This is a genomic window from Bradyrhizobium sp. 190 (assembly GCF_023073415.1).
GTDB lineage: Bacteria > Pseudomonadota > Alphaproteobacteria > Rhizobiales > Xanthobacteraceae > Bradyrhizobium.
The window spans coordinates 68,899-94,626 of record NZ_JADPJL010000085.1; the positions used below are offsets into that span (position 1 = coordinate 68,899).

26 protein-coding genes and 1 pseudogene are annotated in these 25,728 nt (G+C 61.8%); 18 read left to right on the forward strand and 9 right to left on the reverse strand.

Annotated features, from left to right (window positions below; translation table 11 throughout):
- The first annotated feature begins 2 nt into the window (after nucleotides 1-2).
- Genes IVB22_RS40745 through IVB22_RS40750 form a run of 3 tightly spaced genes read left to right on the forward strand, consistent with a single transcriptional unit; the run spans nucleotide 3 to nucleotide 3,510 of the window.
- A complete protein-coding gene (locus tag IVB22_RS40745) occupies nucleotides 3-767 on the forward strand; it encodes a hypothetical protein (RefSeq protein ID WP_247522766.1) in 765 nt (254 codons plus the stop codon).
- 42 nt (nucleotides 768-809) lie between these two features.
- Nucleotides 810-1,199 carry a Rap1a/Tai family immunity protein gene (locus IVB22_RS42255; protein WP_374207864.1) on the forward strand — a complete coding sequence of 130 codons (390 nt, stop codon included), beginning with the start codon at nucleotides 810-812 and terminating at the stop codon, nucleotides 1,197-1,199.
- A 49-nt stretch (nucleotides 1,200-1,248) separates the two neighbouring features.
- Complete coding sequence (locus IVB22_RS40750; RefSeq protein ID WP_247522767.1) at nucleotides 1,249-3,510, forward strand: hypothetical protein; 2,262 nt, start codon at nucleotides 1,249-1,251, stop codon at nucleotides 3,508-3,510.
- A 151-nt stretch (nucleotides 3,511-3,661) separates the two neighbouring features.
- Here IVB22_RS40750 and IVB22_RS40755 read toward each other — a convergent pair whose 3' ends face one another.
- Together IVB22_RS40755 and IVB22_RS40760 are read right to left on the reverse strand one after the other, a co-directional pair.
- Nucleotides 3,662-4,564: a ParB/RepB/Spo0J family partition protein gene (locus IVB22_RS40755; RefSeq protein ID WP_247522768.1), complete on the reverse strand. Its 903-nt coding sequence runs from the start codon at nucleotides 4,562-4,564 to the stop codon at nucleotides 3,662-3,664.
- A gap of 1 nt (nucleotide 4,565) precedes the next feature.
- Nucleotides 4,566-6,200 (reverse strand): recombinase family protein, encoded by a 1,635-nt coding sequence (locus IVB22_RS40760; RefSeq protein ID WP_247522769.1) that lies wholly within the window; start codon nucleotides 6,198-6,200, stop codon nucleotides 4,566-4,568.
- A gap of 278 nt (nucleotides 6,201-6,478) precedes the next feature.
- On the opposite strand from IVB22_RS40760, the pseudogene IVB22_RS40765 reads away from it, so the two are divergent.
- From IVB22_RS40765 to IVB22_RS40805, 9 genes and pseudogenes are all read left to right on the forward strand, one after another.
- Nucleotides 6,479-7,930, forward strand: a pseudogene (locus IVB22_RS40765) (YifB family Mg chelatase-like AAA ATPase); the annotation flags it as partial.
- 269 nt (nucleotides 7,931-8,199) lie between these two features.
- Entirely contained in the window at nucleotides 8,200-8,391 is a 192-nt protein-coding gene (gene napE / locus IVB22_RS40770; RefSeq protein WP_247522770.1) for a periplasmic nitrate reductase, NapE protein, read from the forward strand.
- A 4-nt stretch (nucleotides 8,392-8,395) separates the two neighbouring features.
- Nucleotides 8,396-8,677, forward strand: a complete 282-nt coding sequence (locus IVB22_RS40775; protein WP_247522771.1) for a 4Fe-4S binding protein — start codon at nucleotides 8,396-8,398, stop codon at nucleotides 8,675-8,677.
- The gene (locus IVB22_RS40780; RefSeq protein ID WP_247522772.1) at nucleotides 8,674-8,937 is read left to right on the forward strand and encodes a chaperone NapD; all 264 of its coding nucleotides are present in this window, start codon (nucleotides 8,674-8,676) and stop codon (nucleotides 8,935-8,937) included. The genes IVB22_RS40775 and IVB22_RS40780 overlap by 4 nt, the downstream gene beginning before the upstream one ends.
- Before the next feature lie 3 nt (nucleotides 8,938-8,940).
- Nucleotides 8,941-11,436, forward strand: coding sequence for a periplasmic nitrate reductase subunit alpha (gene napA, locus IVB22_RS40785; RefSeq protein ID WP_247522773.1), 2,496 nt, complete (start codon nucleotides 8,941-8,943; stop codon nucleotides 11,434-11,436).
- A complete protein-coding gene (locus IVB22_RS40790) occupies nucleotides 11,409-11,906 on the forward strand; it encodes a nitrate reductase cytochrome c-type subunit (protein WP_247522774.1) in 498 nt (165 codons plus the stop codon). Before napA ends, IVB22_RS40790 begins: the two co-directional genes overlap by 28 nt.
- A gap of 8 nt (nucleotides 11,907-11,914) precedes the next feature.
- Nucleotides 11,915-12,607: a cytochrome c3 family protein gene (locus IVB22_RS40795; protein WP_247522775.1), complete on the forward strand. Its 693-nt coding sequence runs from the start codon at nucleotides 11,915-11,917 to the stop codon at nucleotides 12,605-12,607.
- 462 nt (nucleotides 12,608-13,069) lie between these two features.
- Nucleotides 13,070-13,537, forward strand: a complete 468-nt coding sequence (locus tag IVB22_RS40800; protein ID WP_247522776.1) for a hypothetical protein — start codon at nucleotides 13,070-13,072, stop codon at nucleotides 13,535-13,537.
- A gap of 143 nt (nucleotides 13,538-13,680) precedes the next feature.
- Entirely contained in the window at nucleotides 13,681-15,915 is a 2,235-nt protein-coding gene (locus IVB22_RS40805) for a PAS domain-containing hybrid sensor histidine kinase/response regulator (RefSeq protein ID WP_247522777.1), read from the forward strand.
- A gap of 124 nt (nucleotides 15,916-16,039) precedes the next feature.
- Here the strand turns inward: IVB22_RS40805 and coaA are convergent, their stop codons facing one another.
- From coaA to hisB, 7 genes are all read right to left on the reverse strand, one after another.
- Nucleotides 16,040-16,996 (reverse strand): type I pantothenate kinase, encoded by a 957-nt coding sequence (gene coaA / locus IVB22_RS40810; protein WP_247522778.1) that lies wholly within the window; start codon nucleotides 16,994-16,996, stop codon nucleotides 16,040-16,042.
- Between the two features lie 15 nt (nucleotides 16,997-17,011).
- The gene (locus IVB22_RS40815) at nucleotides 17,012-17,335 is read right to left on the reverse strand and encodes a phosphoribosyl-ATP diphosphatase (protein ID WP_247522779.1); all 324 of its coding nucleotides are present in this window, start codon (nucleotides 17,333-17,335) and stop codon (nucleotides 17,012-17,014) included.
- 83 nt (nucleotides 17,336-17,418) lie between these two features.
- On the reverse strand, nucleotides 17,419-18,195 hold the full coding sequence (gene hisF / locus IVB22_RS40820; protein WP_108520051.1) for an imidazole glycerol phosphate synthase subunit HisF: 777 nt from the start codon (nucleotides 18,193-18,195) through the stop codon (nucleotides 17,419-17,421).
- Nucleotides 18,196-18,205: 10 nt separating this feature from the next.
- On the reverse strand, nucleotides 18,206-18,955 hold the full coding sequence (gene hisA, locus IVB22_RS40825) for a 1-(5-phosphoribosyl)-5-[(5-phosphoribosylamino)methylideneamino]imidazole-4-carboxamide isomerase (RefSeq protein WP_247522780.1): 750 nt from the start codon (nucleotides 18,953-18,955) through the stop codon (nucleotides 18,206-18,208).
- On the reverse strand, nucleotides 18,943-19,593 hold the full coding sequence (gene hisH / locus IVB22_RS40830) for an imidazole glycerol phosphate synthase subunit HisH (protein ID WP_247522781.1): 651 nt from the start codon (nucleotides 19,591-19,593) through the stop codon (nucleotides 18,943-18,945). Before hisH ends, hisA begins: the two co-directional genes overlap by 13 nt.
- Complete coding sequence (locus IVB22_RS40835) at nucleotides 19,590-20,123, reverse strand: DUF2628 domain-containing protein (protein ID WP_247522782.1); 534 nt, start codon at nucleotides 20,121-20,123, stop codon at nucleotides 19,590-19,592. The genes hisH and IVB22_RS40835 overlap by 4 nt, the downstream gene beginning before the upstream one ends.
- Nucleotides 20,124-20,162: 39 nt before the next feature.
- Nucleotides 20,163-20,756 (reverse strand): imidazoleglycerol-phosphate dehydratase HisB, encoded by a 594-nt coding sequence (hisB, locus tag IVB22_RS40840; RefSeq protein ID WP_028348312.1) that lies wholly within the window; start codon nucleotides 20,754-20,756, stop codon nucleotides 20,163-20,165.
- A 192-nt stretch (nucleotides 20,757-20,948) separates the two neighbouring features.
- Here hisB and hslV point away from each other — a divergent pair, with 192 nt between their 5' ends.
- The 6 genes from hslV (at nucleotide 20,949) to IVB22_RS40870 (ending at nucleotide 25,725) form a co-directional block, all read left to right on the forward strand.
- On the forward strand, nucleotides 20,949-21,500 hold the full coding sequence (gene hslV / locus IVB22_RS40845; RefSeq protein ID WP_247522783.1) for an ATP-dependent protease subunit HslV: 552 nt from the start codon (nucleotides 20,949-20,951) through the stop codon (nucleotides 21,498-21,500).
- Between the two features lie 9 nt (nucleotides 21,501-21,509).
- Entirely contained in the window at nucleotides 21,510-21,992 is a 483-nt protein-coding gene (locus IVB22_RS40850; protein WP_247522784.1) for a GNAT family N-acetyltransferase, read from the forward strand.
- On the forward strand, nucleotides 21,985-22,494 hold the full coding sequence (locus IVB22_RS40855; RefSeq protein WP_247522785.1) for a GNAT family N-acetyltransferase: 510 nt from the start codon (nucleotides 21,985-21,987) through the stop codon (nucleotides 22,492-22,494). The genes IVB22_RS40850 and IVB22_RS40855 overlap by 8 nt, the downstream gene beginning before the upstream one ends.
- Nucleotides 22,491-23,099: a DUF2585 domain-containing protein gene (locus IVB22_RS40860; RefSeq protein WP_247522786.1), complete on the forward strand. Its 609-nt coding sequence runs from the start codon at nucleotides 22,491-22,493 to the stop codon at nucleotides 23,097-23,099. The genes IVB22_RS40855 and IVB22_RS40860 overlap by 4 nt, the downstream gene beginning before the upstream one ends.
- Nucleotides 23,100-23,152: 53 nt before the next feature.
- Nucleotides 23,153-24,454, forward strand: coding sequence for an ATP-dependent protease ATPase subunit HslU (gene hslU, locus IVB22_RS40865; protein ID WP_247522787.1), 1,302 nt, complete (start codon nucleotides 23,153-23,155; stop codon nucleotides 24,452-24,454).
- Nucleotides 24,455-24,600: 146 nt separating this feature from the next.
- Nucleotides 24,601-25,725: a hypothetical protein gene (locus IVB22_RS40870; RefSeq protein ID WP_247522788.1), complete on the forward strand. Its 1,125-nt coding sequence runs from the start codon at nucleotides 24,601-24,603 to the stop codon at nucleotides 25,723-25,725.
- Nucleotides 25,726-25,728: the final 3 nt, after the last annotated feature.

Consider the following 25,728-nt stretch of genomic DNA (forward strand, 5'->3'; position numbering starts at 1 on the left):
AAATGGCAACCTCGCAGATAGGCATTATCACGATCCCCGTAGACGGCGCGTGGGACATTGAAGACCTCCGCGCGCTCTCGGAAAGCCTCTCCGAAACTTACGGGCTGTTTTACCCGCTGCTTGCCCAAGATGAGGCAACTCGCGAACGATTGCAGGAGCTAATACGCAAGCAGTTCTGGTCTGGAGACATTGCTACTCGGCACTTTGGCCAGAGGCTCTATCGATCCGTCCCGAACGATGAGGGCCTTAAACTCAAGTCTTTCCGTTACGCGTCGCCCGGCATTATGGAATTGACCGGGGTCCTCATGGTGCTCTTGCTTTTGTCTCGGGTAGCGCGCTCGTGGATAGCTACCGGAAGCGCTGGTATTGACCTGTGGAAGAAAGTCGACGCGTTCTTTGCCAAGCGTAAGGCGTTGCGCCGTCCCGCCAAGAAGTTCGAGATGGACGACGAACTCGCAGACAATAGCGATGATGCGCGCGAGCTAGTCTACGAAGCAGGCAAGCTGCTGGGGTTCGACGGGCAGACTTGCAACACCCTCATTAACATCACGGGCAATCCCATATCCGCGCTGAAGTATCTCGTGGCGGCGGCTAACGAAGCGCGCAAGCTCGCCGATCTGCAAAATAGAGGGCTCTTGACTTTGCCGAAGTCAGACGAGCCGATTTCAATTCAAGGCCCGCAAACTTTGCAGAGAAGAACAGGCGGAGGCGTCGCCGTTGAAAAGTCGCCCCGCAGACGGCGGGTAAAGCCGCCAGAGGACGAGTAATCACAAGCGGAAGCTCGATTGAACCAATTGAGGACTTGGCAGATGCGCGCTGTTTGGATTGTTGTGGCATCGTCGCTTTCGTTTGCCGCCCCCGCTCACAGCCTTGAGAGCGCAAACGAACTTCTAAGCAGTTGCGAGCGCTTCCTTGCGATAGCTCGGATAGACGGAAACCGTGTCTCCATGACAAGAAATGAGCCGCCAGCTTTCGAATGCTGGGGATACCTCGGCGCATTTCAGGAGTTGTCAGCCATTCGCCACGATGGCGAAAAGATCCCAATTACGCGCGCCTGTCTACCGGCAGAGAGTTCGTTAGTTCAGCTCATAAGGGTCTTCGTGTCTTATGCTCAAAAGCATCCCGAGGACCTACATCAAAGAGCTGGCTTGGTCGCCCTCGAAGCCCTTCAGGCCGCGTTTCCATGTCGAAAGTCCTAAGTAGGCGCAGAGAGAGCATCCTGAGCGTGCTGTGGTTGGCGGTGAAGGCATGACAAAGAAATCTAAGTACGTAGAGGTCAATTTTGGCACCCATGATTTAACCCGAGAGGAAAGACTATCGGCTCTTGAGGCGATTGGGGCCAAGTCGCGGTCCATGCACGCAGAGACGCGACAGAAGCTAGTTGATCTGCTCGAAGCAAACGACGCCATCGCGATACTATCACGGATGGGCCTGCGTTTTCTCGTTGCCAATGGTGTGTGGAACGCGAAACAGCACGTTCCTGCGGGCCATCAGCACCATTTGGAAATGCTTCACGCCTTTGCTCTGCGTACGCCTCGTAGGACAGGGGTTGTAGACGGTAGAGCAGCTTTGGTCGTTGAAAAAGTGATCGAACTGCTTGATCGGAACACCGCGACATTTAGCTTGAGTAGGGTAAGCGGCTCCGCTTTGGATGATCCCAAACGCAGCTTGGGGCACGTCCAGGAAGCCCTCCGAAGCGAGACGCAGTTTGTTCGAGGAGACTATCACAGCCATCAACTTGACCAGTACCTGCGCTCGATTTTCCGGCGCATAGATCATGAGTTCTTGCGGGTGCATGGCATCGCGGCAACCGCAGTCCTTTCAACCCTCCAAGCGACATTCGGCCTGCTGGAAACGAGGTTGAATGCCCACCTAACAAAACTCCGTCGGATCATGCGGGTACGGAAGCCAGAAAAGGCAATCAAGGAGTTCTTTAGCAACTTTCCGGAAGCCGAAGGGCGCCGCGCTGCAATCCTGCAGGCCGCTGCGGACAACTATGTAGTTCCGGAATTGATGCGGTTCTTTCTGTACGAGGAGAGCGACAACTACGTATCCGAGGTATTCACTTTCAGTGAGGCAGAAATCGCTGCCTTGGCTCCGCAAGGGCACGCGCCTGCAATGCTTAACCTGATGCGAGAATGGTCGATCGAGTTCGGCGCTCTAGAGGAGGCCACCATCGACCACCTCTACATGGCCAATCCCGTGTGGGCGCGTCCGTTCATCCTTCTCGAAGATGGACGCTATTTCTGGCCTAACCCTGCATCTTTTCACTCGTTCGCCTTCGAAATGTTCGAACGGATCATGTCGTCCGACGCTCGCCTGCTTGTGGCTTACGAAGATGCTCGGGCCGTCGCGCTTGAAGAGGAAGTCAGGACGCTCGCGGCCCGGGCCTTTCCAGCTAGCGAAGTACTTCGGAACTTGAAGTGGGTGAGCCGGGACGATGGACAAGAGTATGAGAACGATTTCGTTATCTTGATCGACAGAGTGGCCATCTTGATCGAGGCAAAGTCAGGAAAGGTTGCACCTGAAGCCAAACGCGGTGCCGACCTACGCCTACTTCGAGAGGTGGAGAAGCTCATGGTAGAGCCTGCCCAACAATCACAAAGGTTGTTGCGCCATTTGACCGACGTGCGAGGACGGCACACCTTTGACACCCCCGACGGCGAGCGAGTAATCAACAGCACGCGTATTGATACGTTCATCCGGCTCAACGTGACTTTCTCCGTGATTGGAGCCGTATCCTCACGCTGGCCGGAGCTTGTCGAGGCCGGATTGATCGCGAGTTCATTTGAACCTGTGCCAACGATGAGCATCGCTGACCTCGATACTGTTTGTGAGGTACTTCATGAACAATCGACCATCGTTCACTATCTTAGGCGGAGGGCGTCGTTCGAAGTGAACGCCCTTTACAAGGCAGACGAGATAGACTTGCTCGCGTTCTATTTGGACACTGGCTTCAACATAGGTGAGGAGGAGTTCAACGGCCTTTACTTGAACCTCTACGGCGGCTCCGATGAGCTAAATTCGCTTTATAAAAGGAGAGCCCAAGGGGAAAAGATAACCCCTCGCGCTCCTGCGCGAAGCGCTCTCTTCAAGCGGCTCATCGCAGGCATTGAAGCGAGCAAGGGCGAGGGCTGGTTGGAAAGAGCATACCGGCTCTTGAACGTTGCAATGGGTGATCAGCTCACTATCGAGGGGAGCATCAAATCATCGATTTCGACCGTGAAACGTTCGCCGGCGCCAAGCGAAAGCTGGTCAGGCCAACTGTCAAATGGCCCCCCGCAGCGAAAAGAGGCCATCGCGTTCGTGTGGTACCGATGCCCCACCCGAGAGTCTCGGAGTGAGCGTCTGCTCCTTCACGCAGTGCAAGCGATGGAGATGGCTGGAACCAATGATTGTTTGGTCGTTGGATTTGATGTGGAGCATCCCCCTCAGGCCTTCAGTGTCATGGGTCTCATCGGGAAGCCGTCAAACGGGCCCGTGGCCATTTACCGCTCGCGTCAACCGTGAGCATTCGGAACCTAGTACGAGCACGCAGCTTGTGAACCTGTCGCACCAAAGCGGCTGCCCCCCATTGGACTGTGACAATAATGCAACAAATGGCCTTATGCACATGCATAGGCATGGTCCTTCTTGCACCCGGCGGCGGTCTCAGGGGCTCTTAAGTCCCGCTTTCGACCAACTCATCGTCCTCAGGTGTCGTAAGCCGCTCCATGCGCTCCACGGCCTCGCGGTCAGCATCCTCGTCCATCACGCTGATCAGGGCGCGCGAAAGCGGTTCACACAGCAAAGGGTCATACATCCACAGCGCTCTCGCGGTGACCTCGGCATTCTTCGAGAGCTTGTTGGTGAGCCTGTTGGCGAGGATGCGCGCCAGCTTCGCAGCTTCCTCCTGAGCGTCAAACTCTCCAGCCTCAAGCCCTACCCACGCCGCCCTCGTGCTGCTCCACGTCTCCGCGCCAAGGTCATTGATCCGCTTCTTGAGCCTTTGGCCAGGAAGGTCCTGCGCTCTGTAGCTGGCCACCACTCGCCGCATCAATGCGACCATCCCGTCGCTCGCACCCGTGATGCGGACTATCTCTCGCTTGCTCCCCTGCTGCATCACGACCCGTTTCCAAGCCTCCTCAAATCTGTCCGATTGCTGCATCGGGAGCTTCGCCACTTCGTTCTTGAGAAGGCCAGCATCCCTTGCCTCCGTGGCGCTCCCCGGAAACCACTCGCAGCGAATAGTCCCCGTCCATTTCCGAGCAACATATGCCGCCAGACGGTGGTGTCCGTCCACGCAGACCCATCCCGTGCCGATTTTCACAACGGTGATGGGATCAAGCTCGCCCTTCTTTCCGATGCGAATGCCAAGGTCCTTCACATGCTTAGGATCGACGTCCCTGAGGCCCTCAGAGAACTTCCGGGGCTGGAATAGCTCCGTGCGAGTTTCGACCTCCGAAGGCTTCAGGTCCACAAAGGGTGCATCCCTGCCAGTGGGCCGAACTAACGCCTCCTCAGCCTTTGCCAACGCTGCTTCCACCACGCGCGCGGTCACCTTCAGCGGCCGGTTCTTTGCCATCTCAACTTGCTTTCGCGTCAGAGGGCGCGTGGTCACTAAGCTCATGGGAGCCTTCGACCCACCGCTTGTGCCGCGTATGAAAATTGATGACTTGCACGTCCCCGGGCGAGTGATGCCAATACACCTCAAGCCGCGCGTTCTCAGGGTCTAGGATAATTCGCGCCACGGCCTGCCTAAGCGCTTGATTGGCTCCCACGACGTTCACAGTGTCCGGCCCCAGCGCCTTCTTCACAGCCCTAAGTCTGTCGCGCACACTCGCGGTAGTGAGCGTGTCGCGCTGCGCCGTGATGGTCCTCAAGAGCGCTTGAGCCTCCCCCAGTTCTCGCGACTTCTCGCGTAGCCGCTTACGGGCAACTGGGGTCTTCTCTTGTGCTGCGAGATCAGCAAGGTCCGACGCCTCATCGCTATAGTGGCCGACCATCGTGACCAGTCCGGCTATCTCGCGATCCAGCGCAGCTGTGTTCTTCCCCCGAGGAGCTTCCTCAATCAACCATCCCACGTTCTCGCGTAATGCTGTCTCAACGGCACTGTAGGGCACAGCAAGGTACTTGCAGCCCTTCGCCCTCATGTTGGCCCGTGAGCACACCAGATAGACATAGGCCCCCTTGGAGACCCGTGTGACCGCATTCCCGCATGTTGCACACCGCACGATCCCAGCGACAATCGACTTCGGATCATGGCGTGCGTTCTTCCCGCGCGGTGCGGTGGTCGCGAACCTGCGATTGACGCGCCAGTACAGTTCCTCCTCCACCACTGCAGGAAACATGTTCACAATCGGGTCCATTGGGATGTCCCGCCGAGCGCGCGTAACCTCATCGTGTTCGACATAACGGGGTGTAAATGATCCAATCGGGGCGCTGCTCATCAGTATCTTGCGCATGTAGCTGCCCCTCCAGTGATTGGCCTTGCGTTGCCCCCGCCGACCACCCCACGTCTCAACACCGCGCTGGTTGAGGTCCTTTGCAATCCGGTCAATACCGTCGCCCGCGTCCGTTCTCTCGTATATCTCGCGGACAATTGCGGCGCGCTCAGGCAGAAGCTCGTAGGCCTTGCTCTCGTCGGACCAAGTGATCCAAGCCGGTGTCTGCCTTGTATACGGCTTCCCGTTCAAACCGTTCGCAGCGAGCTGCTGTTTCTTTCGTGCCTTGGCGTCCCCAATCAACTGCGACTTACGGACGTTCTCTTGGTTCGCTCTGATCTGCTCCAGCACGATCATGAGCATGGCATGCGGTTCCTCATTGAGCCGCTGTCTGGAATAGGCCTCACCGTTTGTCAGAGTGACGATAATTATTCCCGCCAAGATCAGCCGGGCGAACAGGGTCTGTGCCTCCAACACGTGATCCCGTGAGAGCCTATCGATGTTCTCAATGAGCAGATAGCTTCCCGGGGACACATAGCCGCTCTCCACCGCGCTCAGGAACCCCCCAAGTGCCCCTGTGGTCGCGTTCTTCCCTCGGAACGCAGACACGCCCGCGTCAGTCATCTTCAAGTCTGTGTCGAGCGTCAGCCCGTGCTCAATGGCGTACCGTTCCGCCTTCTCAGTCTGTCTGCGGAGACTGTCTCCCAACGCCTGCTGTGGCGTAGAGAAGCGCACGTAGGAATAGGCTTTGGTGACAGCGAGCACGGGCTGGTTCACGGTCTCAGGCCTCCCCAGCTGCTCTGGGGTGACTCGTCAGCGGCTCAAGCACGTCCAGTATGTCAACGCCCCGCGCCACCGCCATGCCGTCCAGCCGGGCCTCAAGGCGCTCCCCCGCGTCCCCAAGGCGCTTTGCTGCATGCGCCATCGCCCAAGCGAGGCGAAAGCCTTGCGTCAATGTCCAAATCATCATGGTGTGCGGGAGGGTCATTGCTTTTCCTTGTGAAAGCCAAGGAAAGGCGGACACCGCCCTTCAATGCACTTGGCATTCACAACATGCAATGGCGATCGTGGGCCTGCCCGACAAAGCGGTGTCCGAGGCGCGCGAGCGGGTGCGGTCGGCGCTGATCGCCTCGGGGCTGGCGCTGCCGGCGCGGCGGATTATCGTCAACCTCGCGCCGGCCGATCTGCCGAAGGAAGGCAGCCATTACGATCTGCCGATTGCGCTCGGCCTGATGGCCGCGATCGGCGCCATTCCGCCGGATGCGCTCAGCGGCTTTACGGTGCTCGGCGAACTCGGGCTCGATGGATCGATCGCGCCCGTGGCGGGCGTGCTGCCGGCCGCGATCGGGGCGAATGCGCGCGAGGAAGGCCTGATCTGTCCGGCGGCGTGCGGCACGGAAGCCGCCTGGGCGAGCCCCGATATCCAGATCATCGCGGCAAAATCGCTGATCCAGATCGCCAACCACTTCAAGGGCACGCAGGTGCTGTCGCGCCCGCAGCCGAAAGTGCACGAGCCGGAGGCGACGCATCTCGATTTGCACGACATCAAGGGCCAAGAAAGTGCAAAACGCGCGCTGGAGATCGCTGCGGCCGGCGGACATCATTTGCTGATGATCGGCTCGCCCGGCGCGGGCAAATCGATGCTGGCGGCGCGGCTGCCGTCGATCCTGCCGCCGCTGTCGCCATCGGAGTTGCTGGAAGTCTCGATGATCGCCTCCGTCGCGGGCGAGATCCGCGACGGCGCATTGACGGCACGGCGGCCGTTCCGCGCACCCCATCATTCCGCCAGCATGGCTGCGCTGACCGGCGGCGGCATGCGCGCCAAACCCGGCGAAATCTCGCTCGCACACCAGGGCGTACTGTTCCTCGACGAATTGCCAGAGTTCGATGCGCGCGTGCTCGATTCGCTGCGCCAGCCGCTGGAGAACGGCGAGGTCTCGGTGTCCCGCGCCAATCACCGCGTCACCTACCCTGCCCGCTTCATGCTGGTCGCGGCGATGAACCCTTGCCGCTGCGGCCATGCCTATGATCCCGGCTATTCCTGCAGGCGCGCACCGGTCGACCGCTGCACATCAGATTACCAGATGCGCATCTCCGGCCCGCTGATGGACCGCATCGATCTGCGCATCGAGGTGCCGGCGGTGACCGCCGCCGACCTGATCCTGCCGCCGCCTTCCGAAGGCTCCGCGGAAGTCGCCGCCCGCGTCGCGGCCGCCCGCCACCTCCAGCTCGCGCGCTATGCCGCCGCCGGCATGCCGCATATCCGCACCAATGCCGAAGCTCCGGCTTCGCTGCTGGAAACGATCGCGCAACCCGATGCGCACGGGCAAAAACTTTTGCGCGACGCCGCTGAAACCATGAAGCTGACCGCGCGCGGCTATCACCGCGTGCTCCGCGTCGCGCGCACGCTTGCCGACCTCGACGGCGCAGAAAAAATCGGCCGGCTTCATTTGGCCGAAGCGCTGTCCTATCGCGCACTGGCGGAAGATCTGCGCCGGGCGGCATAGGTGCATCGCACGGTCCCTGCCTGACGCAGGGCGCGCCGAAATATCATCAAATGATCCAAGCGTTTGTCCTTCTTTGTTTGATCCAGATCAATGAAGGATTTCCCGGGCGCCGGTAGGCTAGCTACGCGCGCGGCGGCGTATCCTGCAACGGGGCAGACGCGAGGCCGTGCGTTCCGTCCGATGGCGATGGCAGACAAGAGAATTGTTGGCGCCCACGGGAGCGTGGAGCCGGCTCAATCATCTTCGATTGCGAAGCGACAGGTCGATTTATGCTCGACGCGCCAGGTAAAGATGTTGCGCAGCCGAACAAGGCACATGGGCGGCGTGCTGAGCTCTTCGTATTCGCCGTAATCGCCGCCTTCATCTGGCCTGTGGTCGCCGTTGGCGTGGTCGGCGGATATGGCTTTCTCGTCTGGATGTCCCAGGTGATCCTGGGACCACCCGGCCCTCCGGGAGGATGAGGCCATGGAAACCCAGGGACCCTCGCGCCGCGCATTGTTTCGCGGTCAGCTTCTCTCCAAGCCGGTCGCCGTAATCGGCGACGACTGCTTCGTCGAAGCCGGCATCGTCTGCCGTTCCTGCGGCGATTCCTGTCCTGAGTCAGCCATTCGTTTCCGCCCCCGCATCGGACTGCCGCCGCAGGCCATCGTCAATGAAACTACCTGCACCGGATGCGGCGAATGCGTCGGTGCGTGCCCAGGCGAGGCCATCACGCTGGGCGCCGCGCGCCGCGGAGACGCCTCATGACGGCTGAAGCCACCATTCACATTTCGAGCGCGGTGGTATCGGTGCTGCCGCAGTGCCGGGACGAAGTTTTGCACGCACTCGTCGCCCTGCCCGACGTTGAGATACATCATGCCGAGACCTCGAAGATCGTGATCGTGATGGAGGCGACCGAGAGTGGAATCCTCGGAAGCCGTCTCGCTGAAATCGCATCCTGGCAAGGCGTCCTGTCGGCCAACATGGTGTTCGAGCAGGTCGAGCGGCTCGCCGATATCGGAGGCTAGAACATGTCACTCTCGCGACGCGAACTGTTGAAGGCGCAAGCCGCCGCCGTCGCCGCCGCGGCTGCCGGCATCACCGTTCCCGCGGTGGCGCAGCCGGTGGCGGGCGGCGTCGGATCGCTGGAGATCAAATGGTCAAAGGCCCCCTGTCGCTTCTGCGGCACCGGATGCGGGGTGATGGTGGGCGTCAAGGGCGGCAAGGTCGTCGCGACCCACGGCGACACGCTCGCCGAAGTCAATCGCGGACTGAACTGCATCAAGGGTTATTTCCTCTCCAAGATCATGTATGGCGGCGACCGCCTGACCACGCCGCTGCTGCGCAAGAAGGGCGGCGTCTTCGCGAAGGACGGCGAACTGACGCCGGTAAGCTGGGATGAAGCGTTCGACGTGATGGCCGCCCGCGCCAAGGCGGTGCTGAAGGACAAAGGCCCGACTGCACTCGGCATGTTCGGCTCGGGGCAATGGACGGTCTACGAAGGCTACGCCGCCACCAAACTGATGCGGGCCGGTTTTCGCTCGAACAACCTCGATCCGAATGCACGCCACTGCATGGCGTCGGCGGCGGTTGCCTTCATGCGTACCTTCGGTGCGGACGAGCCGATGGGTTGCTATGACGACTTCGAGGCTGCGGACGCGTTCGTGCTGTGGGGCGCGAACATGGCCGAGATGCATCCGATCCTCTGGACACGGCTCACCGACCGGCGCCTGAGCTACCCGCATGTGAAGGTAGCGGTTCTCTCGACGTTCACGAACCGCAGCTCCGACCTCGCCGACATCCCGATCGTTTTCAAGCCGGGAACGGATCTCGCGATCCTGAACTACATCGCCAACCACATCATCACCACCGGGCGGGTCAACCAGGACTTCGTCAAGAACCACACCACCTTCGTGAAGGGCGCCGTCGATATCGGATACGGCTTGCGCGCGGACCATCCGCTTGAAGTCAAAGCCAAGGGCGCGGCCGCGCCCGGCGCGACCCAGCCGATTGACTTCGACGCGTACGCCGCCTTCGTGAAAGATTACACGCTCGAGAAGGTATCGGAGCTGACCGGAGTCGAACGCGGCTTCCTGCAGGAGCTCGCCGAGCTCTATGCCGATCCGAAGCGCAAAGTGATGTCGCTCTGGACGATGGGCTTCAACCAGCACGTTCGCGGCGTATGGGCCAATCAGCTACTTTATAATCTGCACCTGCTGACGGGAAAGATCTCCGAGCCCGGCAATTCGCCGTTCTCGCTGACGGGGCAGCCGTCCGCATGCGGCACCGCGCGCGAGGTCGGCACGTTCGCGCACCGTTTGCCGGCCGACATGGTCGTCACCAACCCGGAACACCGCAAGCACGCCGAGGAAATCTGGCGCGTCCCGCACGGCATCATTCCGGAGAAGCCGGGTTACCACGCGGTCGAACAGGACCGGATGCTTCACGACGGCAAGCTGAACTTCTACTGGGTTCAGGTGAACAACAACATGCAGGCCGCGCCGAACAATTCCCGCGAGACCTATCCCGGTTACCGGAATCCGGCCAATTTCATTGTCGTCTCTGACGCCTACCCGACCGTCACAGCGATGGCCGCCGATCTCGTTCTCCCCGCCGCGATGTGGGTCGAAAAAGAAGGCGCCTACGGCAACGCGGAACGCCGCACCCATGTATGGCGGCAGCTCGTCGATGCACCCGGCGAGGCGCGCTCCGATCTCTGGCAGATCATGGAGTTCTCCAAGCGCTTCACCACCGATGAGGTGTGGCCGGCGCAGATCCTGACTGAAAACCCCAACTATCGCGGCAAGACACTGTTCGATGTTCTCTTTCGCAACGGCAAGGTCGACAAGTTTGCCGCGACCGAAATTCCGGCCGAGTACGAGAACCGCGAAGCGAAGGCCTTCGGATTCTACGTGCAGAAAGGCCTGTTCGAGGAATACGCCGAATTCGGCCGTGGCCATGGCCACGATCTGGCGGCTTTCGACACCCTTCACGAAGTGCGGGGGCTGCGATGGCCCGTCGTCAACGGCAAGGAGACCAAGTGGCGCTATCGCGAAGGCCTGGATCCCTATGTGAAGCCGGGCAAGGGCGTCGAGTTCTACGGCAACAAGGATGGCAAGGCGAGGATCATTGCCGTCCCTTACGAACCGCCGGCGGAACCTCCCGACAGGGAATACGACGTCTGGCTCGTCACCGGCCGCGTGCTCGAACATTGGCACTCGGGGTCGATGACCATGCGGGTGCCGGAGCTCTACAAGGCGTATCCCGGCGCCAGGGTCTACATGCATGCCGAGGACGCTTACGCCAGAGGCATCAATCAGGGCGCCGAGGTGCGGGTGGTGTCGCGGCGCGGCGAAATCAGGAGCCGGGTGGATACCAAGGGGCGCAACCGGATGCCGCGCGGCGTCGTGTTCGTGCCGTGGTTCGACGCCAGCCAGCTCATCAACAAGGTGACGCTGGACGCAACCGATCCCATTTCCAAGCAGACGGACTTCAAGAAATGCGCGGTCAAGATCATCCCGGTCTGAAGAGATTTCGAAGTTCCGTAGCGGGCGCGCTGCTCGGCGGCATGCTGGTATTCGTCTGCGGTGCGATCTACGCACAGAACGCGCCGCAGATCGTGCCGCGCGTTACCGGAGCCGCAGCGCCGATGGGAGATGTGCCGGCGCCGCCTTTGGCGCGGCCGGTCACGGATGACAAGCGGCTGATGCGCAACTATCCGGAGCAGCCGCCGATCATTCCGCATTCCATCGATAACTACCAGCTCACGCTGAAGACCAATCGTTGCCTCGACTGTCATCGCCGGCAATTCACGGAAGGCTCGGGTGCGCCGATGATCAGCGTCACCCACTTCATGGACCGCGACGGTCAGGTTCTCGCCGATGTGACGCCTCGCCGATACTTCTGCACGGCGTGCCACGTCCAGCAAAATGATGCTCAGCCGCTGGTTCCGAGCACGTTCAAGGACATGCTGCTCATCGACCCCGGAAAGAAGTGAGAGCATCGATGCAGCGGCTCAAGGCACTCCTGATCTGGTTCTGGCAGATAGCCAGCCGTCCAAGCACGCATTTGAGCCTGGGGTTTCTCGCGCTCGGAGGCTTCGTCTGCGGCGTGCTGTTCTGGGGCGCCTTCAACACTGCGCTGGAAATCACCAACACCGAAAAGTTCTGCACCTCCTGTCACGAAATGCGCGCCAACGTGTTTCAGGAGTTGCAGCACACCCCCCATTTCACGAACCGCTCGGGAGTCAGTGCGACGTGCCCCGACTGCCATGTTCCACACGAGTGGACAGACAAGATCGCCCGCAAGATGCAGGCTTCAAAGGAAGTCTGGGGCAAGATCTTCGGCGTGATCGACACCAGGCAAAAGTTTCTGGATCATCGGCTCGAGCTCGCCAAGCACGAATGGGCGAGGCTGAAGGCCAACGATTCCCTTGAGTGTCGCAACTGCCATTCCTCGGCGGCGATGGACTTCAACAAGCAGACGCGGCGCGCCGCGGAAATCCACGCCAAGTTTCTCGTCACGAAGGACAAAACCTGCATCGACTGTCACAAGGGTATCGCGCATGAGCTTCCCGACATGACCGGCATCGAACCGGGCTGGCGGGAGCCGCCCGAGTTGAGGCAGCGCCAGAGTTATCGAGAGGATCCCCGCGATGAGCTGGTGCGGTATCTCGCAGCGACCGGATCGGAGCGGTAGTGCGCGTTCGGGCGTTTGAAGCATTGAGCGATGCCGAGCAAAGAAGTGTAGGATGGGCAAAGCGTAGCCTGCCCACCATTGTCGACGCGATGATCCAGATAGATGGTGGGCACGCTCCGCTTTGCCCATCCTACGGATCGCGAACTGATTTGCTTGCCGCGCAAGCGCAATTTCATGTAGCGACAATAAAGAAGGAATGGATTGCTTCACGGAGCCTGTCATCGGGCAGCGCTTGGCGCCGACCCGTTGGCTCGCAATGACGTGGATGGGCCACTCGCCGGATACACTACCTTCGCGGGACATGACGGCCTTCCGTGCGGCTACAGCCTCGGCTCATTGACGCGCTCGCGACGAGGATGCCGGGCCGCACAAAAACAACTGGCGTCAACACCGCGGTAACTAGTTTCCTTTACCCTCTGCCAACCATAAGCCCCCTGTCGCGGGCTTGGCGAGTAGCGTGTCATGTTGCGTTTGAAGATCCTGGCCTCGGCGGTTCCGCTGGCGATTGTCGCTTTGTTCGCGCGCGGCGAGTTTTTAACCGGACCTCGGGCCTGCATCGAGATAGCAGGCACGTCCGTCCAGATCGCCGCGCTCTCCTGGCAGGCGCAGCAGTACGTCGGTTTCACCAACGATCCCTCCCGCGCGACAGTGCGGGTCCAGATTTCCGACAACGCGGAAGCGGCCGACTTCACCGTGATCGACGACATCGATACGGCCGAAGCCGGCGCCTGCCAGAGCAGCGCCCCGTCGCGGCTGGTCGCGATCTCCCGCAATCCCTCGCTCTCCGACCCCGTCATCTATCTTTCCAGGGACGGACCGGCCGACTACCGGATATTCGTCTCCTCGAAGAACTTTTCGCTGCTCGACGCCGCCGCGCTGATCGTCGGCGCCCGAGGCGAGCGCCACCGCGTCGAGGCGGCGTCGCTTTAACACTTCATTCACCATGTTCTCATCGCGGCCGACGACCGCGGTTAACCTCAAGCACTTTGCAATGTCGGCGACGCATCGTCTGCTTCCAGCACACGGCTAGTCGGGCCAACTCAATTCAAGCAGCAAGCTCAGGGTCATTGGCGATGGGACGGACCTTCCGGATCAAACTTCGCTTTCGCCGTTTCGGCCGCCGGCATCCCTGGCTGACCTTCGCGCTTCGCTCCTTCATGATCTTCTCGATCGTGTTCGGCGGCGCCTATGGATTTATTGTCGGAAGCCGGACGGAAATTTCCGGCTATGACCCGCACGCCTTTGCGATCGGCGTCGCCTTCCTGTTTGCGATCGCCTGCGTTGCGCTCGCCACGTTCAGCGTCCGGCTCCGCCTGATACGCAAGAAAATGCGCAAGGTCGCTCTGCATAATGAAGCGCTGGCCGACCGGAACTGGGAATTGCAGGAAGCCGAGCAGCGCGCCCGCCGCCTGTTCGAATCGCAGGGCGATCTGATCGTGCTGCGCGACGCCGAGGGCCACATAACCTATGCCAACGATGCCTATTGCGAACTCGCGCAAATGCCGCGCGGCGCGCTGATCGGCACGTGCTTCACGCTTGAAGTACTCGAACAGGGCGACACCGCGCTCGAACCGAACGGCACCCGGGTTCACGACCAGCAGGTCGCGGGTCCACTCGGTCCGCGCTGGATCGCGTGGCGCGAGGGTCTCGTACGCAACGACGCCGGGGGACCGGCGGAAATGCAAAGCGTCGGCCGCGACGTCACCGATCGCACCGAAAGCGAGCGCGCGCTGGCCGAAGCCCGCGACCAGGCCGATGCGGCAAGCCGCGCCAAGTCGCGCTTCCTCGCGATGGCGAGCCATGAAATCCGCACGCCGCTGAACGGCATCATCGGCATGAGCGGGCTGTTGATGGATACCCCGCTGACGCCGGAACAGACGACCTATGTCAAGGCGGTGAAGACTTCCGGCGACGCGCTGCTCTCGCTGATCGAGGAGTTGCTGGACTATTCCAAGATCGAGGCCGGCAAGATCGATCTTGAACATCGCCCGTTCGCGCTGTCAGGCATGATCGAGGACATCACCGAATTGCTCGCGCCGCGCGCCGAGGCCAAGAAAATCGAGATCGCCGCCTATGTCGACGAGCGGCTACCGATGCACGTGATCGGCGACGCGGCGCGATTGAGGCAGGTGCTGCTTAATCTCGCCGGCAATGCCATCAAGTTCACCTCGGCCGGCGGCGTCGCGCTGATCGTCGAGCCTGGCATCTGGCCCAATGAAATCAGTTTCCTGGTGCGCGACACCGGCATCGGCATCGCGCCCGAGGCGCGCGAGCGGATCTTCCGCGAGTTCGAACAGGCCGACGACAAGATCGCCCGCAGCTATGGCGGCACCGGGCTTGGCTTGAGCATCTCCGATCGCATCGTCAAGCGCATGGGCGGCCGCATCTCGCTGGAAAGCCAGCCGGGCGCCGGCTCGACATTCGAAGTGTCGATCCCGCTCATCGCCGCCGACGGCGAACAAATCTCCTTCGCCGCGCCGGATCTCTCCGGCCAGTCGATCATGCTGGTCTCGCCACAGAGCATCGAGGCCTCGCTGACCACGCGGCGACTGCAGCGCTGGGGCGGACAGACCTGCATGGTATCGGACGCCGATGTCGCCGAAGCCCTGCTGCCCGAGCGGCCCTGGCACGCCGTGCTGATCGATCACGCGCTGGGGCTGGCCAATATCGAACGGCTCGGCGAAGCTGCGCGCCTTCATGCCACACAGCGTATCGTAATGTTCACGCCGGCGACGCGGCAGGAATTGCAGCCGTCCGCCACCTCCGCTCTCACCGGCTATCTGGTCAAGCCGCTCCGCGCGGCTTCGCTCGCGGCGCGGCTGACGACCGCGCCGGAAGTGGCCGCGCCGAGCCTTGAGCCAGCCATCGACCCGATTGAGACATCAGCCGCGGCGTCGGCCAAGGGCCTGTCGATCCTGGTGGCCGAGGACAACCAGATCAATGCGCTGTTGATCCGCTCGCTGCTCGGCCGCCTCGGCCATCACGCCGTCATCACCACCAACGGCGCCGAGGCGCTGGAGTCCTGGCTGTCGGCAAAATCCGCTGATACCCCCTACGACCTCGTCCTGATGGACATCCAGATGCCGCAGCTCAACGGCATCGAAACCACCAAGCGGATTCGCACCCTCGAGGCCGGCGAGCCGGGAGGCCGGACGCCGATCCTCGCACTCACCGCCAACACGCTGGTGGAAGACCGCTACGCCTGCTTCGAGGCCGGCATGGACGGATTTTTGATCAAGCCGCTCGACCGCGAAAAGCTCGCCGACGCGCTCGCTGGCCTCGTCGCGTCACGACACATCGCGGCGTGAAGTGAATTTGTAAGGTGGGAAAAGAATCGTAGGGTGGGCAAAGCGCAGCGTGCCCACCATTCAGCGAGTGAGGATAGATGGTGGGCACGGCGCGATGCGCCTTTGCCCACCCTACGCAAACGAATTACAGCCGCCGCAGCGCCACCGTCTCGACCAGGTGATCGGCGCGTTTTTTCAGGATCAGCGTCGCGCGCGGCCGGGTCGGCAGGATGTTGTCCTCGAGATTGGCGAGGTTGGTGCGCTCCCAAATCGCGATCGCGGTCGCCGTGGCCTCCTCGTCCGACAAGACTGCGTAGCGATTGAAGTACGATTTGGGATCGGTGAACGCGGTATCCCTGAGCGCGAGGAAGCGCCGCACATACCATTCGCGCAGCACCGGCTCATCGGCATCTATATAGACGGAGAAGTCGAAGAAGTCGGACACCACGGGCACCGCCTTGCCGTCGCGCGGTAGGCGGCCTGTCTGCAGCACGTTGACGCCCTCGACGATCAGGATGTCCGGCGTATCGACCTCGATCCACTGGTTCGGCACGATGTCGTAGACCAGATGCGAATAAACCGGCGCGCGCACCGGCCGGCGGCCGGCCTTGATGTCGGAGAGAAACGACAGCAGCATCGGCAGATCGTAGCTCTCGGGAAAGCCCTTTTTCTGCATGAGCCCCTGCCGCTCGAGCACGGCATTGGGAAACAGAAAACCATCGGTCGTCACCATTTGGACCTTGGGCCGCGGCGACCAGCGCGCCAGGAGTGCCTGCAGCACGCGCGCCGTGGTCGATTTGCCGACCGCGACCGAGCCGGCGACGCCGATGATGTAGGGCACCTTGCGATCACGGATATCGAGGAACTGACGCTGCGCCCGATAGAGCCGATCGGTGGCGTCGACATAGATCGACAACAGGCGCGACAGCGGCAGGTAGATGTCCTCGACCTCCTGCATGTCGAGGCGATCGTGCATCGAACGCAGCCGCTCGAACTCGCCCGGCTCCAGCGTCATCGGTGTATCGTCGCGCAACCGAGCCCACTGTTCGCGCGTGAAGATACGGTAGGGATTGTATTGCTGGTCGGGGGTCCGGATATCCATGAGCTGCCCTCTCGGTCAGTCGCGCTTGCGCGACGCCTTTTCCTCGAGCCCGGACATCGATGTCCGCTGCGCCAGCGCGGCCTCGACCTCGTCGAGCTTGATGCCGCGCGCCTTCAACAGCACCAGCAGGTGAAACAGCAGGTCGGCGCTTTCGGCGATCAGGTGGTCCCGATCGTTCTCGACGGCCGCGATCACGGTCTCGACCGCCTCCTCACCAAGTTTCTTGGCGCAGTGCTCCGCACCCTTGTCGAGCAATTTGCGGGTGTAGGACGCCTCTCCTCCCGATGCGGCCCTTGCATCGATGGTGGCGGCCAGATCATGGATCGTGAAACGCGACATCAACCGAACTCAACACTCGCGCCCGGCCAAAGGCCGCGGCACCGTCCCAGAGAGGGACTTAGCACTTTTGTGACAGGGAGTCGTCAGGGATCGAGCCGCATCGGCAGGCCCGCGCGCACCATGTGCTCCTTGGCTTGGCGTATGGTAAATTCGCCGAAGTGGAATATCGAGGCCGCCAGCACCGCGGTGGCATGGCCCTGGCGGATGCCGTCGACCAGATGGTCGAGATTGCCGACGCCGCCGGAGGCGATGACCGGTACGGGGACACTGTCGGCGATGGCCTGCGTCAGCGGCAGGTCGAAGCCCTGCCGGGTACCGTCGCGGTCCATTGACGTCAACAGGATTTCGCCGGCGCCAAGCGACACCACTTCCTGCGCGTATTCGATCGCATCGATCCCGGTGGAGTTGCGCCCGCCATGGGTGAAGATCTCCCAGCGCTCACCGCCGCCGGCGCGCTTGACCCGCTTGGCGTCGATCGCGACCACGATGCACTGCTCGCCGAATTTTTCAGCAGCCTGCTTGACGAATTCGCGGTTGCTGACTGCGGCCGAGTTGATCGAAACCTTGTCGGCGCCGTACCGCAGCAGCGTCTTGATGTCGTCGATGGTGCGGACCCCGCCACCGACCGTCAGCGGCATGAAGCAGGCTTCCGCCGTGCGGCGGACGACATCCAGCATGGTGCCACGGTTTTCATGGGTGGCGGTGATGTCGAGGAAGCACAATTCGTCGGCGCCGGCGGCGTCATACGCAATCGCCGCTTCGACGGGATCGCCGGCGTCGCGCAGGTCGACGAAGTTGACGCCCTTGACGACCCTTCCGTCCTTCACATCAAGACAGGGGATCACGCGGACCTTGAACATAAGAATTCTCCTAGGCCGCGGCGCGCGCGTTGCGGATCAGCGTCAACGCGGCGGCGGGATCGAGCCGGCCGTCATACAGCGCGCGGCCGGCAATGGCGCCGGCGAGCTTTTTGCCGCGCGGCTGCAGCAGCGCCTTGACGTCCTCGATCGAGGCAAAACCGCCGGAAGCGATCACGGGGATGGAGATGCGATCGGCCAGCGCAATCGTCGCATCGAGGTTGAGGCCCTTCAGCAGGCCGTCGCGCGCGATGTCGGTGAAGATGATGGCGGCGACGCCGGCATCCTCGAAGCGCTCTGCGATTTCGAGCGCGGTCACCTGCGAGGTCTCGGCCCAGCCTTCCACCGCAACCTTGCCGTCGCGGGCGTCGAGGCCAACAGCGACACGGCCCGGAAATTTCTTCGCGGCGCTCTTCACCAGTTCGGGATCACGCACCGCGGCAGTGCCGATGATGACGCGCGCAATGCCCTTGTCGAGCCAGGATTCTACGGTCTTGAGATCGCGAATACCGCCGCCGAGCTGCACTGGCATGGTGACGGCCTTGAGCATCGCCTCGACGGCAAGCGCATTCATCGGCTTGCCGGCAAAGGCGCCGTCGAGATCGACGACATGCAGGTATTCAAACCCCTGCTCGGCGAAGGACCGCGCCTGCGCCGCGGGATCGAGGTTGAATACGGTCGCGCGCGCCATGTCGCCCTGCTCAAGGCGCACGCACTGGCCGTTTTTCAGGTCGACGGCGGGAAAGAGAATCACGGCTTCCACTTCAGGAAATTCGAGATCAGGGCCAGTCCGAAGCGCTGGCTCTTCTCGGGGTGAAACTGCGTGCCGATCGCGGTGTCCTTGCCCACGATCGCCGTCACCGGCCCGCCGTAATCGGCGCGCGCCAGCACGTCAGCCTCATTGGAGGCATTGAGATGATAGGAGTGCACGAAATAGGCGTGGCGTCCCTTCGGCCCGAGCGGCAGCCGCTCCAGCACCGGGTGCTCGCGGATCATGTCGAGCGTGTTCCAGCCCATGTGCGGAATTTTCAGATTCTCCTCGCGCGGCGCGATCTTCTCGACGTCGCCCTCGATCCAGTTGAAGCCCTCGGTTACGACATGCTCCTTGCCGCGCGTGGCCATCAACTGCATGCCGACGCAGATGCCGAAGAACGGCCGCGCCTTGACGCGCACCGCTTCGGTCATCGCTTCCAGCATGCCGTTCACCGCATCAAGCCCCCTGCGGCAATCGGCGAAGGCGCCGACGCCGGGCAGCACAATGCGGTCGGCGCGAAAGACTGCGTCCGGATCGCGCGTCACCATGACCTTCTGCGGATCTTCCATGCTCCGCGAGGCCAGCTCGAAGGCCTTTGCCGCCGAGTGAAGATTGCCGGAGCCGTAATCGACGATCGCAACGGTCATCGCGGCCCTCCCGGTTCCGGAAACAGGCCGATGATCCCGCCCTGCGGCAATGGCGGCGGCGGTTTGGAGAACGGCTGGCCCGGAATGTTGCGGGTCGGCGGCGGTGCGCCGCGATCGACCGCCCATTGGTCGTTGGTCAGGCCACGCTGCCGGGCCGTCCAGCGCTCGAAGAATCGGCGTTCGGCCGTTTCCTCGTCGTCGGCGACCACGATATCGAGCTGGCGCCATTTGCGCCGCGACAGCGTCCAGCGCCGCAGGCTGGCTGCTTCGAAGCCCATCAGGATCGCAATCAGGAGGTCGACCACGAAGATCGTGCCGCGGCTGGCGCCCAGCGCCGACATCCCGAACTGGATGGCGATCATGACAACGATCCAGCCGATCAGCGCCAGCCACAGCCGATGCCACAACAGCCAGATCACGCTCGCGACCGCAGCCCAGAAATGGAAGCCATCACGGACAAAGACGAATCTGTCGGACGCGGCGAGATCGGCGCCGTTGGCTACGGGAGCATGCACTGTGTAGACCGGCATCGAACCTCTCCGCCGCGAGCGAAAAACGCAAACAAGAAATCAGCCGCCGAGCTGACCCTTGGTGGAAGGCACTTCGCCGGCCGCACGCGGATCGATCGCAACCGCGGCACGAAGCGCCCTCGCCAGACCCTTGAAACAGGATTCGGCGATATGATGGCTGTTCTCGCCATATAGGGTCTCGACGTGCAAAGTCACGCCGGCGTTGATGGTGAAGGCATTGAACCATTCGCGCACCAGCTCGGTGTCGAATTGACCTACCTTGTCGCGCGGAAAATCGACCTTGAACACCAGCACCGGCCGGCCCGAAATGTCGATCACGACGCGCGACAGCGTCTCGTCCATCGGCATGTGGATCGAGGCATAGCGGGTGATGCCGGCCATGGTGCCGAGCGCCTGCTTCACGGCCTGCCCCAGCGCGATGCCGACGTCCTCGGTGGTGTGGTGATGGTCGACGTGGAGGTCGCCATCGGCCTTTACGGTGATATCGATGCGGGAATGCCGGGCCAGCAGGTCAAGCATATGGTCGAAAAAGCCGATACCGGTCGAAACCTTGGACACGCCCGTACCATCGAGGTTTACCGCGACCTCGATGTCGGTTTCCTTGGTCTTGCGCTTGATGGACGCTGTGCGCATGAAAACTGCTTCCCTTGGGCCGCTCGGGGGCCGAAAACGCGGCCCTTTTAACAGGCGGATGTCGCCTTCGCTACTGCGGGATGACGCTTAAAGGGCTGATCTTCGGCTCATGGTGACCGGAATCCCGGCCGAAATGCCGCGATTGTAACCCTCCCCGCCAGCCCCTAAATCTGATGGGAACGAGGGCAATTCATGCAAGCATCTGAAAACAACCTGCCGGTCTGGCACGGCACCACGATTTTGACGGTCCGCAAGGGCGGCAAGGTGGTAATCGGCGGCGACGGCCAGGTTTCGATCGGCCAGACCGTCATCAAGGCCAACGCCAAAAAAGTCCGCAAGATCGGCAAGGGCGACGTGATCGGCGGCTTTGCCGGGGCCACGGCCGACGCCTTCACCCTGTTCGAGCGGCTGGAAAGCAAGCTGGAGCAATATCCGGGACAATTGACCCGGGCAGCCGTCGAACTCGCCAAGGACTGGCGGACCGACCGCTATCTGCGCCGGCTGGAGGCGATGATGATCGTCGCCGACAAGGACGTGTCGCTGGTCCTGACCGGCACCGGCGACGTGCTGGAGCCGGAATCGGGCGTGATGGCGATCGGCTCCGGCGGCAATTACGCCCTGGCAGCCGCCCGGGCGCTGGTCGACACCGACAAGGATGCCGAGACCATCGTGCGCCGCGCGCTCGATATCGCCGCCGACATCTGCGTCTACACCAACCGCAACGTCACGATCGAAACGCTGTAGGAAGTACCCATGGCGCCGGAATATACCTTCCGCCCGATGACGCCGGCCGACCTCCCACTAATCCGGCACTGGCTGGCGCAACCGCATGTCGCCGAATGGTGGCATGATCCTGAGACGTTTGAGTTCGTCAGCGGCGATCTCGACCATCCCGACGTAGCGCAGTTCATTGTGACGCTGGATGATCGTCCTCTCGGCTATCTGCAGTGCTACCAGATCGGCGAATGGCACAGCAGCCTTGGACCGCAGCCCGCCGGCACAAGGGGAATCGACCAGTTTATCGGCGAAGCCGACAAGCTTGCGCTCGGCCACGGATCGGCGTTCATCCGCTCTTTCATTGAACGGTTGATCAGGAAGGGCGTACCGCGGATCGTGATCGATCCGAGCCCGACCAATTCGCGTGCGATCAGGGCCTATGAGAAAGCCGGCTGCCGTCGCGTGCGCGAGGTGGAAACGCCCGATGGCCCGGCGCTGCTGATGATGCGCGATGCGTGATATAAGGCAGGCGATGCCGGATGATCCCTATCAGTTTCGCTCGATGACATCTGCAGATCTGCCGCTGGTTCGGCGCTGGCTGGCGGAGCCGCATGTCGTGCAATGGTGGGGCGATCCGGCCGAGCAATATGATCTCGTCAGCGGCGATCTCGATGAACCCGCGATGGATCAGTTCATCGTCTCGGCAGGAAGCAGCGATTTTGCCTATCTGCAGTGCTACGACCTGACCGCCTGGAATTCGGGATTTGGCGAACATCCGGGCGGCACCCGCGGCATCGACCTTTTCATCGGCGAGCCCGGCATGATCGAACGCGGCCATGGATCGGCTTTCATCCGCGCCTTCGTCGACGACCGGTTGCGGAATGGCGCGCCACGCATCGTCACCGATCCGGATCCGGCAAACACCCGGGCCGTTCGCGCCTATGAGAAGGCGGGATTTGAAGAAGCTGGTATGGTCGATACACCTGATGGTCCCGCTCTATTGATGGTACGCAACGCATGACCGCCGAGAACATCGCCGGAAAGTCTCCGACCACTGGCGTCACAACCTGGCATTGGATGCTGATCGCGGCCGGCATTGTCGCACTTCAGGCCGCCATTCTGTACGCGATGGGCCGGCTGCCGATCTGCGCCTGCGGCTATGTAAAACTCTGGCATGGCGTGGTGCTGAGCTCGGAGAATTCGCAGCACATCGCCGACTGGTACACGCTGTCGCACATTCTGCACGGTTTCCTGTTCTACGGCGCCGCGTTCCTCGCCTTCCCCCGCCTCACCTGGCAGGGCCGCCTGATCCTCGCGATGCTGGTCGAAGGCGGCTGGGAACTGGTCGAGAATTCCAGCTGGATTATCGACCGCTACCGCGCCGGTACGATCTCGCTGGATTATTTCGGCGACACCATCGTGAACTCGATCGCCGACATGTTTGCCATGATCGGCGGCTTCCTGCTGGCGAAAAAGCTTCCGGTAGCCATTACGGTGGCGCTCGCACTGTTGTTCGAACTCGTGCTGGCGCTTCACATTCGCGACAATCTGACGCTCAACATCATCATGCTGATTCACCCCTTCGAGGCGATCAAGGCTTGGCAAGGCGGGCCGCCGATCATTTGAGTTGCCCTCGTGCACGGCTTGCTCTCGCAACATTGGAGACCTACCTAGGAAACATGACCGACTTCTCCCCCCGTGAAATCGTCTCCGAACTCGACCGCTTCATCGTCGGCCAGGCCGACGCCAAGCGCGCGGTATCGATCGCGCTGCGCAACCGCTGGCGGCGGCTGCAGCTCACCGGCAGCTTGCGCGAAGAGGTGCTGCCGAAAAACATCCTGATGATCGGGCCGACCGGCGTCGGCAAGACCGAGATCGCGCGGCGGCTGGCGAAGCTTGCCAACGCGCCCTTCATCAAGGTCGAAGCCACCAAGTTCACCGAAGTCGGCTATGTCGGCCGCGATGTCGAGCAGATCATCCGCGACCTCGTCGAAGTCGCGATCGTGCAGGTCCGCGAGCGCAAGCGCAAGGACGTGCAGGCCCGCGCGCAGCAGGCCGCCGAAGAGCGTGTGCTGGATGCGCTGGTCGGACCGGCGTCGAGCCCCGCCACCCGCGATTCCTTCCGCAAGAAGCTGCGCGCCGGCGAGCTCAACGACAAGGAAATCGAGATCGAGACGCAATCGTCCGGCGGCATGCCGATGTTCGAAATCCCGGGCATGCCGGGCGCACAGATGGGCGCGATTTCGATCGGCGATATCTTCGGAAAGATGGGCGGACGAACCAAGACCCGCCGCCTGACGGTCGAAAGCTCGCACGAGATTCTCGTCAACGAGGAATCCGACAAGCTGCTGGATAGCGATCAGCTGGTGCTGGAAGCCATCAACGCGGTCGAGAACAACGGCATCGTGTTTCTCGACGAGATCGACAAGATCTGCGTACGCGACGGCCGTACTGGCGGCGACGTCTCGCGCGAGGGCGTGCAGCGCGATTTGCTACCGCTGATCGAAGGCACCACGGTCTCGACCAAGCATGGCGCGGTCAAGACCGACCACGTCCTGTTCATCGCGTCCGGCGCGTTCCATATCGCAAAGCCCTCGGATCTGTTGCCGGAATTGCAGGGGCGCCTGCCGATCCGCGTCGAGCTGGAAGCGCTGACGCGCGACGACATGCGGCGCATCCTGACGGAGCCGGAGGCCTCGCTGATCAAGCAATATGTCGCGCTGCTGCAGACCGAAGGCGTGACCCTCGACATCACCGACGGCGCCATCGACGCGCTGGCCGACATCGCGGTCGCCGTCAATTCGACGGTGGAAAATATCGGCGCGCGGCGCCTGCAGACGGTGATGGAGCGGGTGCTCGACGAGATTTCGTTCGCCGCGCCGGACCGTCATGGCGAGACCATCAAGGTCGATGCCGACTACGTGCAGAAGCACATCGGCGATCTCGCCAAGAATGCCGATTTGAGCCGGTTTATATTGTAGTAAAACTGCTCCATTCGTCGTCCCTGCGAACGCAGGGACCCATAGCCACAAATGTCGGTTGTACGCATCCGCTGGGGCCGCTATCCCGTTGCGGTGGTTATGGGTCCCTGCGTTCGCAGGGACGACGGAAGACGGGTGGGGGCCGAATGAATTTGCGGCTATGGGAAAACCCCTGGCGCTTGATGCTTGCCGTCAATGTCGCCGTATTCTTCGGGGTATTCCTGCACAAAATCGCGCTGCCGCCCTACGTCCCCTACATCCATCTCCTGGTCGATTATCATTTCGGCTTCACCAAGCGTGCGCTGATCGGTGCGATCGTATCGCTGTTCGACACCAAGGTGCCGGTGTGGGCGGTCTTCGCGCTCGGCGGCACGGTGTGGCTGATCACCGCCGGCCTGTTCGTTCAACTGTTCCGGCGGACCTTCGGGTTTGACGAAAAACATCTGCCGCTGTTCGTCTTCATGGCCGGCTCGCCGTTCTTCCTGAAGAATTTCATGCACACGCTCGGGCATTACGATATTTACGGATGCCTGTTCGCGATCTGCCTGCTGCTGATCCCTGCACGTTCGCTTGGCTACGTGCTGCTCGCAGCGGTTTTCTCGGCCGTCTTAATCCTGATCCACCACATCCATATGTTGATGTACGTGCCAACCATCGCCGTCATCGTGGTGCTACGGCAATACCTGATGCAGGGCGTGACCCGGCAGAACGTCGCCGTTGGCATCGCATCGCTCGCGGCCATAGGCCTGCTCTTCATCGCCGCGCAATTCTACGGCACGATGGCGGTACCGGAACCGGAGCTCGTCGCCTATCTGCAGAGCCGGATGGCGGATCCATCGCAAGCCAAGCTGCTGAGCTTTGGTTATATCTGGTACCAGCCACTCTCGAAGGAAGTTCTGGATACCTGGCAGCGCCTGCCGCACAACGTCCTCGGCATTCCCGTATTTGCGCTCCTGATCTGGCTGCACGCGCCGCTCTGGCGATATTTCCGCAATCTGATCACCGCGCTATCGATTGAAGCGCATCGCCGCATCGTCACGGCCGCGATCGTCGTCGTCAGCCTCGGCTATCTCATCATGTTCGCGATGATCTTCGATTACTCGAGGTGGATTTCGAACTGGGCGGTGTGTCTGTTCCTGGTCCTGCACGCGGTGAAGACGCTGCCGGCTTCAAAGGAGGTGCCGCCGATATCGGGCGATGACCGGAAGACAATGGCGTCCGGCTGGATCGTGACGCTGATTCCGCGAGTCGGAATCGTGAGGCCGTTCTGACAG

Bases quoted from the DNA above. Each gene is read 5' to 3' on its own strand.
- IVB22_RS40745 (WP_247522766.1), top strand. From the start codon at position 3: ATGGCAACCTCGCAGATAGGCATTATCACGATCCCCGTAGACGGCGCG.
- IVB22_RS42255 (WP_374207864.1), top strand. From the start codon at position 810: ATGCGCGCTGTTTGGATTGTTGTGGCATCGTCGCTTTCGTTTGCCGCC.
- IVB22_RS40750 (WP_247522767.1), top strand. From the start codon at position 1,249: ATGACAAAGAAATCTAAGTACGTAGAGGTCAATTTTGGCACCCATGAT.
- IVB22_RS40755 (WP_247522768.1), bottom strand. From the start codon at position 4,564: ATGGCAAAGAACCGGCCGCTGAAGGTGACCGCGCGCGTGGTGGAAGCA.
- napE (WP_247522770.1), top strand. From the start codon at position 8,200: ATGCTCGACGCGCCAGGTAAAGATGTTGCGCAGCCGAACAAGGCACAT.
- IVB22_RS40775 (WP_247522771.1), top strand. From the start codon at position 8,396: ATGGAAACCCAGGGACCCTCGCGCCGCGCATTGTTTCGCGGTCAGCTT.
- IVB22_RS40780 (WP_247522772.1), top strand. From the start codon at position 8,674: ATGACGGCTGAAGCCACCATTCACATTTCGAGCGCGGTGGTATCGGTG.
- napA (WP_247522773.1), top strand. From the start codon at position 8,941: ATGTCACTCTCGCGACGCGAACTGTTGAAGGCGCAAGCCGCCGCCGTC.
- IVB22_RS40790 (WP_247522774.1), top strand. From the start codon at position 11,409: ATGCGCGGTCAAGATCATCCCGGTCTGAAGAGATTTCGAAGTTCCGTA.
- IVB22_RS40795 (WP_247522775.1), top strand. From the start codon at position 11,915: ATGCAGCGGCTCAAGGCACTCCTGATCTGGTTCTGGCAGATAGCCAGC.
- IVB22_RS40800 (WP_247522776.1), top strand. From the start codon at position 13,070: ATGTTGCGTTTGAAGATCCTGGCCTCGGCGGTTCCGCTGGCGATTGTC.
- IVB22_RS40805 (WP_247522777.1), top strand. From the start codon at position 13,681: ATGGGACGGACCTTCCGGATCAAACTTCGCTTTCGCCGTTTCGGCCGC.
- coaA (WP_247522778.1), bottom strand. From the start codon at position 16,996: ATGGATATCCGGACCCCCGACCAGCAATACAATCCCTACCGTATCTTC.
- IVB22_RS40815 (WP_247522779.1), bottom strand. From the start codon at position 17,335: ATGTCGCGTTTCACGATCCATGATCTGGCCGCCACCATCGATGCAAGG.
- hisF (WP_108520051.1), bottom strand. From the start codon at position 18,195: ATGTTCAAGGTCCGCGTGATCCCCTGTCTTGATGTGAAGGACGGAAGG.
- hisH (WP_247522781.1), bottom strand. From the start codon at position 19,593: ATGACCGTTGCGATCGTCGATTACGGCTCCGGCAATCTTCACTCGGCG.
- IVB22_RS40835 (WP_247522782.1), bottom strand. From the start codon at position 20,123: ATGCCGGTCTACACAGTGCATGCTCCCGTAGCCAACGGCGCCGATCTC.
- hisB (WP_028348312.1), bottom strand. From the start codon at position 20,756: ATGCGCACAGCGTCCATCAAGCGCAAGACCAAGGAAACCGACATCGAG.
- hslV (WP_247522783.1), top strand. From the start codon at position 20,949: ATGCAAGCATCTGAAAACAACCTGCCGGTCTGGCACGGCACCACGATT.
- IVB22_RS40850 (WP_247522784.1), top strand. From the start codon at position 21,510: ATGGCGCCGGAATATACCTTCCGCCCGATGACGCCGGCCGACCTCCCA.
- IVB22_RS40855 (WP_247522785.1), top strand. From the start codon at position 21,985: ATGCGTGATATAAGGCAGGCGATGCCGGATGATCCCTATCAGTTTCGC.
- IVB22_RS40860 (WP_247522786.1), top strand. From the start codon at position 22,491: ATGACCGCCGAGAACATCGCCGGAAAGTCTCCGACCACTGGCGTCACA.
- hslU (WP_247522787.1), top strand. From the start codon at position 23,153: ATGACCGACTTCTCCCCCCGTGAAATCGTCTCCGAACTCGACCGCTTC.
- IVB22_RS40870 (WP_247522788.1), top strand. From the start codon at position 24,601: ATGAATTTGCGGCTATGGGAAAACCCCTGGCGCTTGATGCTTGCCGTC.